The organism is Phnomibacter ginsenosidimutans (genome assembly GCF_009740285.1).
In the GTDB taxonomy this organism is placed as follows: domain Bacteria; phylum Bacteroidota; class Bacteroidia; order Chitinophagales; family Chitinophagaceae; genus Phnomibacter; species Phnomibacter ginsenosidimutans.
The window spans coordinates 3866131-3880648 of record NZ_CP046566.1; the positions used below are offsets into that span (position 1 = coordinate 3866131).

The 14518-nt window shown below is 48.6% G+C and carries 16 protein-coding genes; 14 read left to right on the top strand and 2 right to left on the bottom strand.

Going from position 1 to position 14518, the window contains the following annotated elements:
- Positions 1 to 31: 31 nt before the first annotated feature.
- From GLV81_RS16670 to GLV81_RS16700, 7 genes are all read left to right on the top strand, one after another.
- Positions 32 to 1324, top strand: coding sequence for an LVIVD repeat-containing protein (locus tag GLV81_RS16670; protein WP_157479877.1), 1293 nt, complete (start codon positions 32 to 34; stop codon positions 1322 to 1324).
- A 32-nt stretch (positions 1325 to 1356) separates the two neighbouring features.
- Positions 1357 to 1965, top strand: coding sequence for a hypothetical protein (locus tag GLV81_RS16675; RefSeq protein WP_157479878.1), 609 nt, complete (start codon positions 1357 to 1359; stop codon positions 1963 to 1965).
- Between the two features lie 54 nt (positions 1966 to 2019).
- Positions 2020 to 2763 carry a ParA family protein gene (locus GLV81_RS16680; protein ID WP_157479879.1) on the top strand — a complete coding sequence of 248 codons (744 nt, stop codon included), beginning with the start codon at positions 2020 to 2022 and terminating at the stop codon, positions 2761 to 2763.
- A gap of 53 nt (positions 2764 to 2816) precedes the next feature.
- Positions 2817 to 3548 carry an esterase family protein gene (locus GLV81_RS16685; protein WP_157479880.1) on the top strand — a complete coding sequence of 244 codons (732 nt, stop codon included), beginning with the start codon at positions 2817 to 2819 and terminating at the stop codon, positions 3546 to 3548.
- A 162-nt stretch (positions 3549 to 3710) separates the two neighbouring features.
- The gene (gene gmk, locus GLV81_RS16690; protein WP_157479881.1) at positions 3711 to 4283 is read left to right on the top strand and encodes a guanylate kinase; all 573 of its coding nucleotides are present in this window, start codon (positions 3711 to 3713) and stop codon (positions 4281 to 4283) included.
- Between the two features lie 83 nt (positions 4284 to 4366).
- Complete coding sequence (locus GLV81_RS16695) at positions 4367 to 4930, top strand: NfeD family protein (protein ID WP_157479882.1); 564 nt, start codon at positions 4367 to 4369, stop codon at positions 4928 to 4930.
- A 28-nt stretch (positions 4931 to 4958) separates the two neighbouring features.
- Positions 4959 to 6458 (top strand): flotillin family protein, encoded by a 1500-nt coding sequence (locus GLV81_RS16700; protein WP_246186096.1) that lies wholly within the window; start codon positions 4959 to 4961, stop codon positions 6456 to 6458.
- A gap of 49 nt (positions 6459 to 6507) precedes the next feature.
- Here GLV81_RS16700 and GLV81_RS16705 read toward each other — a convergent pair whose 3' ends face one another.
- Together GLV81_RS16705 and parS are read right to left on the bottom strand one after the other, a co-directional pair.
- Positions 6508 to 6969: an RES family NAD+ phosphorylase gene (locus GLV81_RS16705; RefSeq protein WP_157479884.1), complete on the bottom strand. Its 462-nt coding sequence runs from the start codon at positions 6967 to 6969 to the stop codon at positions 6508 to 6510.
- Positions 6966 to 7400 (bottom strand): type II RES/Xre toxin-antitoxin system antitoxin, encoded by a 435-nt coding sequence (parS, locus tag GLV81_RS16710; RefSeq protein WP_157479885.1) that lies wholly within the window; start codon positions 7398 to 7400, stop codon positions 6966 to 6968. The genes GLV81_RS16705 and parS overlap by 4 nt, the downstream gene beginning before the upstream one ends.
- Positions 7401 to 7500: 100 nt before the next feature.
- On the opposite strand from parS, the gene GLV81_RS16715 reads away from it, so the two are divergent.
- From GLV81_RS16715 to GLV81_RS16745, 7 genes are all read left to right on the top strand, one after another.
- The gene (locus GLV81_RS16715) at positions 7501 to 8328 is read left to right on the top strand and encodes an SDR family oxidoreductase (protein WP_157479886.1); all 828 of its coding nucleotides are present in this window, start codon (positions 7501 to 7503) and stop codon (positions 8326 to 8328) included.
- A 22-nt stretch (positions 8329 to 8350) separates the two neighbouring features.
- Positions 8351 to 8674, top strand: a complete 324-nt coding sequence (locus tag GLV81_RS21430) for a DEAD/DEAH box helicase family protein (RefSeq protein WP_157479887.1) — start codon at positions 8351 to 8353, stop codon at positions 8672 to 8674.
- Complete coding sequence (locus GLV81_RS21435) at positions 8635 to 10890, top strand: helix-turn-helix domain-containing protein (RefSeq protein WP_157479888.1); 2256 nt, start codon at positions 8635 to 8637, stop codon at positions 10888 to 10890. The genes GLV81_RS21430 and GLV81_RS21435 overlap by 40 nt, the downstream gene beginning before the upstream one ends.
- Before the next feature lie 116 nt (positions 10891 to 11006).
- Positions 11007 to 12410, top strand: a complete 1404-nt coding sequence (locus tag GLV81_RS16730; RefSeq protein ID WP_157479889.1) for a bifunctional UDP-3-O-[3-hydroxymyristoyl] N-acetylglucosamine deacetylase/3-hydroxyacyl-ACP dehydratase — start codon at positions 11007 to 11009, stop codon at positions 12408 to 12410.
- Between the two features lie 128 nt (positions 12411 to 12538).
- The gene (lpxA, locus tag GLV81_RS16735) at positions 12539 to 13333 is read left to right on the top strand and encodes an acyl-ACP--UDP-N-acetylglucosamine O-acyltransferase (RefSeq protein WP_157479890.1); all 795 of its coding nucleotides are present in this window, start codon (positions 12539 to 12541) and stop codon (positions 13331 to 13333) included.
- A gap of 42 nt (positions 13334 to 13375) precedes the next feature.
- Positions 13376 to 13996 carry an ABC transporter ATP-binding protein gene (locus tag GLV81_RS16740; RefSeq protein WP_246186097.1) on the top strand — a complete coding sequence of 207 codons (621 nt, stop codon included), beginning with the start codon at positions 13376 to 13378 and terminating at the stop codon, positions 13994 to 13996.
- Between the two features lie 140 nt (positions 13997 to 14136).
- On the top strand, positions 14137 to 14484 hold the full coding sequence (locus tag GLV81_RS16745; RefSeq protein ID WP_157479891.1) for a cupin domain-containing protein: 348 nt from the start codon (positions 14137 to 14139) through the stop codon (positions 14482 to 14484).
- Positions 14485 to 14518 lie beyond the last annotated feature (34 nt).

Here is a 14518-nt window from a genome sequence, read left to right on the forward strand (position 1 = left end):
CGTCTTCTTGGTTCAAAAAAAATTTAAAACCATGCAACGCTTCATCACAATGACGTTTCATACTTATACAAAAACCACTACCATGATGCTGAGAAAAATATTGCTGGCTGGCATGGCTGCTGTGCTGCTGCTTACAGGTTGTGTAAAAGACAAAGTGACGAGTACCTACGTGTACTACCGGCCTGTGTATAAAACAAAAGCTACCGTTCGCAGCGAAGTCAAAAGCAGCACACCCCGTTCCATCCAAAACCCCGGCAAGTTGTTTTACAAAGATGGCTATGTATTTCTCAACGAACTCGACAAGGGCGTTCACATCATAGATATAAAGGACGTGACCAAACCCAAACTGGTGAGTTTCGTAGCCATTCCCGGTTGCGTGGATTTGGCCGTGAGAGGCAACACCCTTTACGCCGATCTGGATGTAGACCTCGTAGCCATTGATATCAGTGACCCGTTGAATACCAAAATCACCAAGCTATTGGAAGGCGTTTTTCCGCACCGTTACTATGGCAGTTTTGTAGCCGATAGCAGCCGGGTGATTGTAGACTGGCTGCGGGTAGATACAACCGTACAAAACGTAGACAACCTGGGCTGGGGCATGAAAGCTGCCGACTTTATGACTTTTGCCAGCGTAAGCAATAGCAGTGGCGGCCGCTCTGTAAGCAATGGCGTAGGTGGCAGCATGGCCCGCTTTGCATTGAGCAACGACCGGCTGTACACCGTTAGTTACGACGACCTCAAAATATTCAATACCGCCATTCCAGAAACGCCATCTTACATCAAAGAAGTAGCGCTAAATGCATGGGATATTGAAACCATTTATCCCTTTCAAAACAAATTGTTTTTGGGCGCTTCTACAGGCATGCACATAGTAGACATCAGCAATAAAGACAACCCCGTGAAGCAGGGCACATTTACCCATGCCCGTGTATGCGACCCTGTGGTAACTGATGGCAAATACGCATACGTTACACTCCGCAACGGTACGCAGTGTGGTGGCTTTATCAATCAGCTGGATGTAGTGAACGTAGAAAACGTAATGGCGCCTTCTTTGGTAAAATCATTTTCCTTGTTTAACCCCCATGGCCTGGCCAAAGATGGCAACCTGCTGCTAATTTGTGACGGCGCAGATGGCCTGAAAGTAATGGATGCCACACAACCCAACAACGTATACCAATTGGGGCAACTCAAAAACCTTATTACCTACGATGTGATAGCACTTGATGGCATAGCACTTGTATCTGCCAAAGACGGACTGCACCTCATAGATTATCGTACACCAAGCAAGCCCACACTGCTCTCTTCCATGGCCATTGGCAAATAACCCCTGTTTCTTACCGTTACATTTTATCCAATATGAAAAAGCGTCTGTTTTTGTTGCTGTTTTGCCTCAACCTCATTCCACTCTACATGCTGGCACAATTAAAAGGCTGGAAGCCCGGCGGCATTGCCGAAGCCGGTTTTGTAGCCGGAACTGCCGAACCATCTTTTGACTGGCGTACGCAGTTTACGATGAGCAAAAAAATGTGGTCGCTGGGTGTAGGTGCCGGCGTGGATGATTACAAATTCAGATCGGTACCGGTAGTGCTGCAGGGGCGGCGGTATTTTGGCCAGCGAAAGCTCAAACTCTTTGCCTTGGCCAGCGGTGGCCTCAACATTGTAACCGACAAATCGGAACCTCAAACCAATTGGTGGTGGACGTGGAGCTCATTCCGTAGTAGCATTATGCCTTCTCCTATCATCAACCATTATCAAAACGGCTACTATGCCGAGCTGGGCACGGGCATTGCCTTTTTGTCGAAAAAGCAGCATGGTTTTACGCTCGGCCTCAGCTGGAGCCGCAAAACCACCACCGAGTGGTACGAAACCGAAGCGACTATGACCAGCAACCCCACCGATATGGACCGCACCACCAACCGCTACCAGCTCAACCGCATGGTGCTGCGCCTCGGCTACAAATGGTAGGGGCAAAATCCCCGATTGCCCCGAAATGTTTACATTAGAAAAAAAATCGGGGATATGACAACCATTGCTTTGTACAACATTAAAGGCGGTGTAGGAAAAACAGCCGGCTGTGTCAATCTGGCTTATCTGGCCGCCGAAGAAGGAAAAAAAGTACTCATCTGGGATCTCGACCCGCAGGGTTCCGCATCTTTTTATTTTAGTGTAGAAGCAAAGCTCAAAGGCGGCATTAAAAAACTGCTGACCGGCGAAAGCCAGTTGGATGCCAGCATTCAAGCTACCGAGTTTGAAAATCTGTGGATGCTGCCCGCCGATTTTGGCAACCGTCACCTCGATGTGCTGGTGGACAGCACCAAGCAATCGAAGAAAAAATTCAAGAGCCTTGTAGGTTCTCTGCAGGGCGAATTTGATTACCTGTTTATTGATTGTCCTCCGGGCATTGGCCCACTTAGCGAAGCCATTTTTGCTGCGGCCGACTATGTGGTGTTGCCCACCATTCCTACCACGCTCAGCATTCGTACCTACGAAATGGCGCAGCAGTTTTTCGAAGAAAACCAGCTCGACCCCAGCAGGCTCATTGCCTTCTTCAGCATGGTAGACATTCGTAAAAACCTGCACAACGAAGTGATTGGCAAATACTACAAGCACAAACAGTTTTTGCGCAACTACGTGCCCTACCTGAGCACGGTAGAAAAAATGGGCAGCAAGCTGGCACCGGTGGCGTGGTTTGCCCCCAGCAGCTACGCCGCACAATGCTTCAGAGAAGTGTGGAAAGAACTGAAAAAGAAAACCAGTGCCTGATAGTTGCATCACATCTTTTATTCAACGCTTTTACTATCACCTTTTACAGTTTTATGCAAAGAGAAATAACCAGCTGGTACAGCCCTGCCCTTGGCGAAGACATGCCCATTGTAACGTACGGACATTATGGCTTTGCCCTGCTGCTGGTGCCCACGGCCGGCGCCGATTTTTTGGAGTACGAACGTTTTCAGCTCACCGATGATTTGGCACCGTTTGTTGACAGTGGCAAGGTGAAAGTGTTCAGCGTAAACAGCATGAACAAACAAAGCTGGATGAACAAGAGCATGGAAGGGGCACACAAAGCCATCCGCCACAACCAATGGAATGAATACATTTTTAATGAAGTGGTGCCGTTTATTAAAACGCATACTTCGCCCGATACACCCATCATTGTGTGTGGCGCTTCTTTTGGTTCGCTGCACAGCATGAACCTGTTTTTGAAACGCCCTGATGTATTCAGCGGTGTTATTGCCATGAGTGGAGTGTACAACTTGATGGAATACACCGACGGCTACTACGACGAGCAGGTATACTTCAACAGCCCGGCTCATTACCTACCCAACCTCAACGATCCCTGGTACCTCGATCAGATTCGCAAGAGCCATCACATTCATATGTTTAGTGGCGAAGGCCCTTACGAAGCACCGTGGGCAGCCCGTGAGTTTGCCGATGTGCTGTACAACAAAGGCATCACCTACGACCTCAACATTTGGGGCCCCGAATGGAAACACGACTGGCCCACCTGGCGGGCAGCATTGCCGTATTTTTTGGGGAATAAGTTTTGATTTGGTTAAGAGGTTGACTAGTTAATTGGTTGATTAGTTGACGAGTGGGTAAACTCAGTGCCGATTTCAAATTGGTAAACTCTAGAACAATGGAACTTGTGAACACGTGAACTTGTAAACTCGTCAACTCCAAACCTGCTCCCCCGCTATATTTGCGGCATCATGAGTAGTCAGGGCAAAATCATCATCATTACAGCACCCAGTGGTGCGGGCAAAACCAGCATCACCCAATACTTGTTGGAGCAGTTTCCAACGCTCACCTTTAGCATTAGTGCTGCTACCCGTCAGCCCCGTGGTGCAGAAGTGCATGGCAAAGACTACTACTTTATTAGCGAAGCCGACTTCAAGCAAAAAATACAGGCCAACGAATTTCTGGAATGGGAAATGGTGTACGAAGGCAAATACTACGGCACCCTCAAATCAGAAATGACCCGCATATGGAGTGAAGGCAAAACACCGGTGCTCGATATTGATGTAAAAGGCGCCATTCATGTGCAACAGCAATATCCCGGTCAGTGTTTCAGTATGTTCATTCAGGCACCTTCGGTAGATGCGCTGCGGCAGCGACTGGAAAGCCGCGGCACGGAAACACCGGAAAGCCTGCATACCCGCCTCAGCAAAGCCGAATACGAAATGAGTTTTCGTCACAAGTTTGATACCGTGATTGTAAACGATGTATTGGCTGATGCCCGCCAGCAAGCGGCGCAGCAAGTTGCTGCATTTCTGGCAAAATAGTTTTCTCTATTACATTATCGTAAACGGAGTTATGCTACGCCTCTCCTTTCAGCCAAACGGCTATTTTGTGTATATTTGGTTCTATGGATTTTAGCAACATGGAGCTGATGCTCAAAGTATTTTGGGTAGTGGCTATTTTAGCCAGCCTTGTCTTTTTGGTGCAAACCATCATGACGTTTACCGGCACCGATGCCAGCGATGGACTCTCCGCCGATTTTGACGGCAGCCTCGATGGTGGCGATGCGCCATTTCAACTCTTCAGTCTGCGCAACCTCACCAACTTTTTGTTGGGCTTTGGCTGGATGGGCGTAACGGGTTATCAAAGCTTTAGCAACAAATCTTTGCTGGTGGCAGTAGCGGCAGCCGTGGGCATTGTGTTTGTGTTGCTGTTTTTCGCCATCATTCGGCAGGTACAAAAACTGGCCGAAGACAATTCGTTCAACATCCAAAAAGTGCTGGGTAAAACCGGCGAAGTATACCTCAGCATTCCTGCACAAAACATGGGCAAGGGAAAAGTACAAATCAGCGTCAATGGTTCGGTACACGAACTCGACGCCATTACGCAGGGCGAAAAAATTGACTCCGGCGCCATGGTTAAAGTCACCGATATCATGGGCAATAACCTGCTTGTAGTTACGAAATTATAAACCGCACATACCTATGACACCAGTTTACATGATTGCAATACTCGTAGTAGTTGCATTCATCACCATCTCTGCCATTATCTCCCGTTACAAACGTTGCCCGAGTGATAAAATTCTCGTGGTATATGGCCGCACCGGCGGCAGCTCTGCCAAGTGTATACATGGTGGCGGCGCTTTCATATGGCCTGTCATTCAAGACTATGCTTACCTCGATCTGAAACCCATTTCTATTGAAGCCAATTTGACCAATGCACTCAGCCGGCAAAACATCCGGGTGGATGTGCCTTGTCGTTTTACCATTGCTATTTCTACCGAGCCCGATAGCATGAACAATGCTGCAGAACGCTTGCTGGGCCTCAGTCCTGAGCAAATTCAGGAGCTGTCGAAAGATATTTTGTTTGGTCAGTTGCGCCTGGTGATTGCTACCATGACCATTGAAGAAATCAACAGCGACCGCGACAAGTTTCTCGACAACATTTCTAAAAACGTTGATACCGAACTCAAGAAAATTGGCTTGAAACTGATCAACGTAAACGTAACCGATATCAAAGACGAATCGGGCTACATTGAAGCCTTGGGTAAAGAGGCTGCCGCCAAAGCCATCAATGAAGCAAAAATCAGTGTAGCAGAACAAGAAAAGATTGGTGAAACCGGTAAGGCCCTCGCCGACCGTGAAAGAGATACGCAGATTGCAGAAACACACCGCGACCGTGATGTAAAAATTGCCATCACCCAAAAGGATAAAGAAATCAGTATTGCTTCTGCAGTAAAAGATGAAGCCATTGGTAAAGCCGAAGCGGCCAGAGATACCCGGGTAAAAACTTCGGAAGCAAACGCTGTTGCCATCAAAGGTGAAAACGAAGCCAAGATAGCCATCGCCAACTCCGAAGCATTGCGCCGCGAAAAAGAAGCGGAGTCTTTGCGCATTGCCATCACGGCCGAAAAAGTACAGCAAGCCAAGGCTTTGGAAGAAGCATACCTGGCTGAACAAAAAGCAGAATTGGCCCGTTCGGAAAGAGAACGATCTACGCAAATTGCCAACATTGTTATTCCTGCAGAAATTGCCAAGCAACGTGCCATTATAGAAGCTCAAGCCGAAGCCGAACGCATCCGTGAAAAAGCGAAAGGCGAAGCCGATGCCATTTTTGCGAAAATGGAAGCTGAGGCAAAAGGTTTGCTGGAAATTTTGACCAAGCAGGCCGATGGATACAACCAGGTAGTGCAAGCCGCCGGTGGCGATCCTACAAAAGCCTTCCAGTTGTTGCTCATTGAAAAACTGCCTGAATTGGTAAAAACACAGGTAGAAGCCGTGAAGAACATTAAGATTGATAAAATAACGGTTTGGGACAGTGGCAACAGCAGCGAAAACGGTCAGTCATCCACTGCCAACTTTGTTTCGGGTATGATGAAAACCGTGCCACCACTCAACGACCTGTTCAACATGGCCGGCCTCAACCTGCCTACTTACCTGAAAGGTGATGCACCCAAAGAACCACCTACTGACAGCAAACAAATCATTGAAGAAAACTAAATGAACAAAGCGATGCCCACCAAGCATCGCTTTTCTTTTGCAGTAATCATTACACATGTGCCAGCAATCGGCTATCCATGGCAAACAATGCCGATGGCTGAGATTCCACTTTCTTAAAAAGCGGTGATAGCGGATTGAGTACCACATTGTGTTCGCCCGGCACTATCACCGATGGTACAATGAACCCTGCATAGGCAGTGTCTTCCAGTATTTGCTGGCCCAGCCATTGTGTGTAAGCAAAATCATTTTCCCAACCCTTGGTCAAACGGGCCGTATCCACTTTGTACAATTGAGCAGCAGCAGGAATAGCAAAGCTTCTGGTGGCCAATTGCAGCATGTCGTTGCGGCCCTGTGCATGCACAAATTTTTCCAGTACCGCCAGCGACAAATGTTCGCTACAATACAAACAGGCTATCCCGACAGGATTCCAGCGGCCCCCAAATTTTTTGGCACCAATACCTTCGGTATCATCAATAAAAGCAACGTGACCAATACGGTGAACAAGCATCATATGTATACGCCGTAGGCCATACGGCCCAGCTCTTGCTGCAGTAAGCCAACGCCCGTGATGGTTTGTAAAGATTGAAAACTCAACTCCTGACCCAGCACCTGCTTGGTTTTGCGCAGCCAATCAGTAAAAGATGCTGTGCTGTCAAAAATTTGCAGGCCAGTTTCGGTGAGGCGCTTGAGCTGATGCAGCAACTCAGCCTGAAAACCGGTAAACGGCTTGCCATCTTTGAGGTATCGCTGCAGGGTACGATCGCTGATGTGCAAAATAGCCGCCCACTCTGCCTGCGTAAATTGCAACACATGCTGGAGCTTATCATAAGCAACCGGCGAAAAAACATCGGTACTTACCTGATACAGTACCTCGGGCTCTTGCATCAGGTTGCTAATGGCCTGTGCCTTTTTTTGACCGTATTGAATGGGCTTTTTCTTCATCCTGTCATTTGTCGCACTAATTTACGACAATTTTCCATACTTTCATCTCCTTTACTTCCTTTTTTATTCCTTCCTTAGCATCTTTTAAAACTTGTTTGCCATGTTGTTTCAAAATAAAACTGTGTTTATCACCGGTGCCAGCCGTGGCATTGGTAAGGCCATCGCCCTCAAACTGGCTGCGGATGGCGCCAATATTGTGGTGGCTTCTAAAAGTGTAACCGAAGACCCAAGACTGGGTGGTACAATCTTCAGCGCTGCCGAAGAAATAGAACAGGCCGGTGGCAAAGCCCTGCCCATTCAACTCGACATCCGCGATGAAGCGGCCAGCCAGCAAGCCATAGCAAAAGCAGCCGAACATTTTGGCGGTATTGATATCCTCATCAACAATGCCAGTGCCATTAACCTGTTGCCAACTGAAAAAACGGAACCCAAGCGTTACGATTTGATGCATGATATCAATGTACGTGGCACTTTCTTCTTGTGTCAGTCGGCCATTCCTTTTCTCAAGAAAAGCACCAATGCACATATCCTCAATTTGAGTCCGCCCATAAATATGGAGGCCAAATGGTTTGCCAAGCACCTGTCGTACACCATGAGCAAATACAACATGAGCATGATTGCTTTTGGCCTGAGTGCCGAGCTCAAACAATACCGCATTGCTGCCAATACATTATGGCCTAAAACAACCATTGCTACGGCTGCCGTCAACAACTTGTTAGGTGGCGAAATGCTCATGAACATGAGCCGCACTCCGCAAATTGTGGCCGATGCCGCATGGCACATTTTGCAGCAACCGTCCGATAAATGCACAGGCAATTTCTTTATAGATGAAGAAGTATTGCAATCGCATGGCATTACAGATTTGAGCGGCTATGCACATGTGCCGGGCAATACCAACTTCTACCCCGATTTATTTATCGACGCCTAACCAATAACACGTACTGATATTTATGCAAAAACACACCAACACCCATTTACAACTGGCCAAAGATTATGTGTACTATACCAGCAAATCTGTTTTTCTAACGGGTAAAGCAGGTACGGGTAAAACCACATTTTTGCGAACACTGCGGCAAGATTGCCCCAAGCAGCATGCCGTGCTGGCACCCACAGGTGTAGCGGCCATCAATGCCGGCGGCACCACCATTCACTCTTTTTTCAATTGCCGTTTGGGCCGTTTATACCAGCGGGCAACAAAACCAACAGCGACGAATCCAACAACAAACACAGCCTGTTGGCACGGCTGCGGTATGGCCGTGACAAACGGGAGTTGATGCGCAGCCTCGACTTGCTCATCATTGATGAAATAAGCATGGTGCGGGCCGATACACTGGATGCTATCGATACCATTTTGCGGCACATTCGCCATAACGAGCAACCGTTTGGTGGGGTGCAAATGCTATTCATTGGCGACATGTTTCAGCTGCCGCCTGTAGTACCCGATCAAGACTGGCAAATACTGCAAGAGTTTTATGATGGGCCCTTCTTCTTCAACAGCGAAGTGATACGCCAGCACATGCCTGTGTACATTGAACTGCAGCATATTTATCGCCAAAGCGATGCGCATTTTATACAGCTACTGAATGAGGTGCGGAATAATCAATTGACTGAAGAAGGTTTGCAGCTCCTCAACAGCCGCTACGAACCGCATTTCCGCATACCCGCCGATAAAGATTACATCACACTGACTACACACAACGCCACAGCCGACAGCATCAACAATCAGGCGCTGGAAGCATTGCCAGGTTCATTGCATAACTACGAGGCCGATATAGACGGTGAATTTTCGGAAAAGAATTTTCCGGCGGAGCAAACCCTGCAGCTCAAAAAAGGAGCACAGGTTATGTTTCTGAAAAATGACACCGTAAGCAAACGCTATTTCAATGGCAAAATTGGCATTGTCACCGCATTGGATGATGAACGGATTGAAGTGCATTGCAAGGGCGATGACAAACCCATTAGCGTACAACGGGAAGTTTGGCGCAATGTGCAGTACAGCCTCAACAAAACTTTGCAGCAAGTAGAGGAAAAAGAGATTGGTTCATTCACCCAATACCCATTGCGATTGGCTTGGGCTGTCACCATTCACAAAAGTCAGGGCCTTACGTTTGAGCATGCCATTATTGATGCAGCCAAATCATTTTCGGCCGGGCAGGTATATGTAGCCCTCAGCCGATGCAAAACACTGGAAGGGATGGTACTGCGTACACCCGTACCGCCACAAGCTGTAAAAGTAGATGGACGGGTGCAGCAATATGCGGCCACCGCAGGAACGGCACTACAATTGCAACAAGCATTTGCAGCCAGTCGAAACCGTTTTCAATTACAACTGTTGCAACGGGCCTTCGATGCATTGCCTTTGCAAAAAGCCGCTGCAGCCTTGGCTTCCGTCATCAACAACCATGCTGGTGCTTATGGCGAAGCAGCGGACAGCTGGATAAAAAACTGGCAGGCACAAATACAACAGCTGGCAGACACTTCCAATAAGTTTCAACAACAACTAGCACAACTCACACAGGGTTATGCAGAAAGTTTTGAAACACATGTGCCGCTACAAGACCGCATCCAAAAAGCGGCTGATTGGTTTGGGGCACAGCTCGATGGCATCATCAAAAGCATACGGGAACAGCCTGCTGTAACAGACAGCAAAGAGCTGGCAGAAGAATTTGAAGCATTGCTGGCCGAAGCACTGAAAGCCGCCACCCAATGGCAACTATACATGCAGGCCTGCCACAAAGGCTACGATACACATGCTTTGTTGAGGGCCAAGTCTACCATCAACATTAAAGAAGTAATTGGGCAAGCGTACACCGTCACCAAGCGACAACATGCTTATGCTGATGTGCCGCATCCGCAGCTGTTTCAGCAGGTAAAACAACTACGTGACCAGATTTGTGCCGACGAAGGCAAACCTGCCTACATGGTAGCCAACCTGAGTACGCTCATCGAACTGGTGACTTATTTACCCCAAAACGAAAAAGAGCTTTTGCTCATCTCTGGTTTTGGCAAGCAAAAAGTGGAGCAATACGGAACCGATTTTCTGGCACTCATTGTAGCCTATTGCGAAGCCCATGACCTGAGCAGCCACATCACCGACAAAACGCCGAAACGCCAGCGCAAAGAAAAAACCGACACCCCAGCAGCAAAAATTCCTACGCAGGTGCAAAGTCTGCAACTGTTGCAGCAAGGCATGAGCGTGGCCGAAATAGCCGCTGCCCGTGGTTTGCAGCCCGGCACCATCGAAGGGCATTTGCTCCCTTACGTGTTGGATGGCAGTATCGATAAAGCTGTACTCATAACCGAAGCATTGTTTCAGCAAATTGCCGAAGTACAACAAGACACCGGCACTACACAAGCAGCCGAAGTGCGGCAAATTCTCGGCGACCATGTGAGCTACAATCAGGCCCGGTTGGTAATAGAATGGTTGCGCAAAGAAGGCAAGCTCAACGAAAACACTACTCCTTCAGCAGAGGCCAATAATCCTGCGTAGCATTTTCCGAAATAGTGCTTAGCCAATAGCTTTTGCAACCAGCATACAGCCCCGAATGGCTGCTCAGGCCGCAATGGTTATATTTGCCGCAATTTCTGACCAACATTAACTTGTACATGAGTAGCACGTTCAATCCGGATAAGCAACATACTTTGAGTGGCGTGGTAAGCGTAGAAGGTACCGGCCTGCACACCGGCGCCTATGTAAACATGAACCTGAAACCGGCCAAACCCGGCTATGGCTTCGTTTTTCAGCGCATCGACCTGCCCAGTCAACCCACCATTAAAGCCGACTGCGACCTGGTAGTGGACACCAGCCGCGGCACCACCCTCGAAGAAAATGGTGCCCGGGTGAGTACCGTGGAGCATGTGCTGGCCGCTTTGGTTGGCCTTGGTGTAGACAACTGCCACATCGAAATCAATGGTCCTGAAATTCCCATCATGGATGGCAGCAGCATGCCATTTATTGAAGCCATTGAAGAAGTAGGCGTAGAAGAACAAGAGGCGGCCAAGCAGTGGTACACCATCAGCGAAAACATTCAGTATTGTGATGAAGCCCGCCGCGTAGAAATTACGGCCCTGCCTTCTGCAGAATACAAAGTGACTACGCTGATTGATTTCAACAGCCCCGTACTGGGTACCCAGCATGCACAGCTCAAGCACCTCAGCGATTTCAAAAGCACCATTGCGCCTTGCCGCACCTTTGTGTTTTTGCATGAGCTGGAAATGCTGCTCGATCACAACCTGGTAAAAGGCGGCGACATCAACAACGCCATTGTGGTGGTAGATAAGCCAATAACCGAAGAAGCGAAAGTGAAACTGAAAGCCGCTTTCAAAAAAGACAATATTGAAATACAAGGCGAAGGATATCTCAACAACCTGAAGCTGCGTTTCCCCAACGAGCCGGCCCGGCACAAATTGCTCGACGTAGTAGGCGACCTGGCCCTGATTGGCTATCCCGTAAAAACGCACATCATTGCGCATCGCCCCGGCCATGCCGCCAATGTGGAATTTGCCAAGCTGGTAAAACAATACATCAAAAAGAACAAGCATGCCAAAGACATGCCGAGCTACGACCCCACGTTGCCGCCGGTGTACGATTTGGCTGCCATCGAAAAAACACTGCCCCACCGTTTCCCCTTCCTGCTGATTGACAAAGTCATAGAGCTGACCAGCACCGAAATCGTCGGGGTGAAAAACGTGACTTACAACGAGTGGTTTTTCCAGGGTCATTTTCCCAACAACCCGGTAATGCCCGGTGTATTGCAAATTGAAGCACTGGCGCAAACAGGTGGTATCTTGTGTATTAATGCGATGCCTCCCGGCGAATACAACACCTATTTTTTGAAAATCGACAATTGTAAATTTAAAGCCATGGTAAAGCCCGGCGATACCATGCTGATGAAACTGGAGTTGATAGAACCCATCCGCCGCGGTATTTGTGTAATGAGAGGAACAGTAATTGTGGGCAACAAAGTGTGTACCGAGGCCGACATGGTAGCCCAACTGGTGAAGCGGTAAGCTTGTGTAGAAAACGCTAAAACGGTAACCCGCAACCACTTAAACAGTGGCCAAACGGTGTACCACCCTATTTTTGCCTGTTTTTAAAAGGCCAACGGTGCCAAAACTACCGTTGCCAACTCATCAATATGATTCACCCTCTCGCATACATCCACCCCGATGCCCGCCTGGCAGACAACGTAAAGGTGGACCCATTTACCGTCATCCACGGTAACGTCAGCATTGGCGAAGGCACCTGGATTGGTAGCAACGTCACCATTATGGAAGGTGCCCGCATTGGCAAAAATTGCCGCATCTTCCCCGGTGCAGTTATTGCCGCTACCCCGCAGGACCTAAAGTTTATGGGCGAAAAAACCACCGTTGAAGTGGGCGACAATTGCACCATCCGTGAGTTTGTAACCATCAACCGAGGCACCAGCGACCGGGGTAAAACACAGGTAGGCAACAACTGTCTGATCATGGCCTACAGCCACATTGCACATGATTGTATTATTGGCAACAACTGCATTATGAGCAACAACACCCAAATGGCCGGCCACGTTACCATGGGCGATTGGGCGGTGGTAGGTGGGGTGAGTGCCATTCACCAGTTTGTAAAAATTGGTCAGCATGCCTTTGTATCCGGCGGTTCGCTGGTAGGTAAAGATGTGCCGCCGTATATCAAAGCCGGTCGTACACCGCTCAGCTATGCCGGAGTAAACTCCGTAGGCCTCAAACGCCGCGGTTTCAGCAACCAGCAAATCAACCAGATTCTCGACGTATACCGCTGTATTTACAACAAGGGCATGAATACCACGCAGGCCCTCGAGTACATTGAAGAAGAACTGCCCATCAACGATGAACGGGACGAAATTGTCACCTTCATCCGCGAAAGTGGCCGCGGTATTATCAAGCGGTTTACCAAGGGTGCCCTCGACGAATAACTTTTTAAATCCTCCTTCGCGGAGGATTTTTTTGCAATAGCTATGATGCAGATTACACTTCGACAAGTAGGCAAACGCTTCAACCACCACTGGATTTTCCGGAAGGTGGATGCTGTGCTGCAAAGCAATGCACCCGTAGCCATTACAGGCGCCAATGGCTCGGGCAAAAGCACATTGCTACAGGTAATAGGCGGCGCTGTAGAAAAAAGCGAAGGCAGCATCAGCTGGCAGCTCAATGGCGAAACCGTGCCAGATGAACAACAATATCCGCTGCTGAGTTTTTGCACCCCTTACCTCGAACTGATTGAAGAACTCACCCTGCTGGAAATGCTGCAGTTTCATGGCCGTTTCAAACCCTGGCTGCCCGGCCTCGATGCCAACAGCATTATTGCACTCATGGGTTTGGAAGCCGCTACGCAAAAACAAATACGTGCCTTTAGCAGCGGTATGAAACAGCGGGTAAAACTGGCGCAAAGCATATTGAGTGCCGCCCCAGTATTGCTGCTCGATGAGCCCACCAGCAACCTCGATACCAAGGGCATTGAGATGTACCACCAATGGATGCAGCAATACACCCACGATAAGCTGGTACTCATTGCCAGCAACGACGAACAGGAGATTTCCTTTTGCCAGCAACGCATTAGCATGGCAGAATACAAATAATGTGCTGATTAGCTAATTTGAAAATATGCTAATGAGAAATACATTTAGACTGCCCTTCGACATGCTCAGGGCAGCAAGTATCTCTGAAACGCTTGAACCAGTGAACTCGTAAACTTGCAAACTTTCAAACCAGCTGTTGTATGCCCCAACATTTTCATGCTTTCAGCAACATTGACACCCAAGAAATAGCCCCCGGATTTTTCAGCAAGCTCATTCATACCGAAGGGCAAACCATCAACTGGATTACGGTGGCGGCGGGCAACAAAGTGCCCCTGCACCAGCACCCGCATGCACAAATGTCGTTCGTTATCAGCGGGCAGTTTGCCATGACCATTGCCGGCGAAACCAAGGTGCTGGATGCCACACAATTTTGCCACATCCCCGGTGGCACCGAGCATGGCGGCGAAGCCATCACCGACTGTGTGTTGGTAGATATTTTTACCCCTGTGCGGGAAGATTACCGGCAGTTAGGCGGCATGAACATCTGATTTTATTAGATTAGGGAATTATTATCACAACCCC

What these genes read in the sequence shown, in the direction of transcription:
- GLV81_RS16680 (WP_157479879.1), top strand. Translation starts at nt 2,020, where the DNA reads ATGACAACCATTGCTTTGTACAACATTAAAGGCGGTGTAGGAAAAACA.
- GLV81_RS16685 (WP_157479880.1), top strand. Translation starts at nt 2,817, where the DNA reads ATGCAAAGAGAAATAACCAGCTGGTACAGCCCTGCCCTTGGCGAAGAC.
- GLV81_RS16730 (WP_157479889.1), top strand. Translation starts at nt 11,007, where the DNA reads ATGAGTAGCACGTTCAATCCGGATAAGCAACATACTTTGAGTGGCGTG.
- GLV81_RS16675 (WP_157479878.1), top strand. Translation starts at nt 1,357, where the DNA reads ATGAAAAAGCGTCTGTTTTTGTTGCTGTTTTGCCTCAACCTCATTCCA.
- GLV81_RS21430 (WP_157479887.1), top strand. Translation starts at nt 8,351, where the DNA reads ATGCAAAAACACACCAACACCCATTTACAACTGGCCAAAGATTATGTG.
- GLV81_RS16700 (WP_246186096.1), top strand. Translation starts at nt 4,959, where the DNA reads ATGATTGCAATACTCGTAGTAGTTGCATTCATCACCATCTCTGCCATT.
- GLV81_RS16695 (WP_157479882.1), top strand. Translation starts at nt 4,367, where the DNA reads ATGGATTTTAGCAACATGGAGCTGATGCTCAAAGTATTTTGGGTAGTG.
- parS (WP_157479885.1), bottom strand. Translation starts at nt 7,400, where the DNA reads ATGAAGAAAAAGCCCATTCAATACGGTCAAAAAAAGGCACAGGCCATT.
- lpxA (WP_157479890.1), top strand. Translation starts at nt 12,539, where the DNA reads ATGATTCACCCTCTCGCATACATCCACCCCGATGCCCGCCTGGCAGAC.
- GLV81_RS16745 (WP_157479891.1), top strand. Translation starts at nt 14,137, where the DNA reads ATGCCCCAACATTTTCATGCTTTCAGCAACATTGACACCCAAGAAATA.
- GLV81_RS16670 (WP_157479877.1), top strand. Translation starts at nt 32, where the DNA reads ATGCAACGCTTCATCACAATGACGTTTCATACTTATACAAAAACCACT.
- gmk (WP_157479881.1), top strand. Translation starts at nt 3,711, where the DNA reads ATGAGTAGTCAGGGCAAAATCATCATCATTACAGCACCCAGTGGTGCG.
- GLV81_RS16705 (WP_157479884.1), bottom strand. Translation starts at nt 6,969, where the DNA reads ATGATGCTTGTTCACCGTATTGGTCACGTTGCTTTTATTGATGATACC.
- GLV81_RS16715 (WP_157479886.1), top strand. Translation starts at nt 7,501, where the DNA reads ATGTTGTTTCAAAATAAAACTGTGTTTATCACCGGTGCCAGCCGTGGC.
- GLV81_RS16740 (WP_246186097.1), top strand. Translation starts at nt 13,376, where the DNA reads ATGATGCAGATTACACTTCGACAAGTAGGCAAACGCTTCAACCACCAC.